Genomic DNA, 303 nt, shown 5'->3' with positions numbered 1-303 from the left:
CAAGGCGATTGGTCAACTCCATCAAGAGATGGCAGCACAACCAAGTTTCGATTCAGTGAAAGTCGCGGCAATAAAAGAAGCGATCGCAAATGGCTCATACACTGTTGATCCAGAAAAGTTGGCCGACAACATGATGAAATTTGAAAACGAATTAAAAGGTCTTTAAGCAAACATTAGCTTTTAAATAAAGTTATTATCTTAAAGTACACGAGGTTATTAGTAGGTTACATTATGGCGGCACTAGCAGATTTAGTTAATTTCCAACTTCAAAATGCCAAAGCCTTATCTGAATTATTGAGTTCA

1 protein-coding gene and 1 pseudogene are annotated in these 303 nt (G+C 37.0%); both read left to right on the top strand.

The features are described from left to right. Nucleotides 1–166: flagellar biosynthesis anti-sigma factor FlgM (flgM, locus tag AB4653_RS26145; RefSeq protein ID WP_372105680.1), on the top strand; the 166-nt coding region annotated here is incomplete at its 5' end. Between the two features lie 65 nt (nucleotides 167–231). Next, a pseudogene (locus AB4653_RS26140) lies at nucleotides 232–303 on the top strand (flagellar protein FlgN); the annotation flags it as partial.

The organism is Vibrio sp. 10N.222.48.A3, from assembly GCF_041475345.1.
Lineage (GTDB): Bacteria > Pseudomonadota > Gammaproteobacteria > Enterobacterales > Vibrionaceae > Vibrio > Vibrio tasmaniensis_A.
This window is presented reverse-complemented; position numbering and strand designations above follow the sequence as displayed.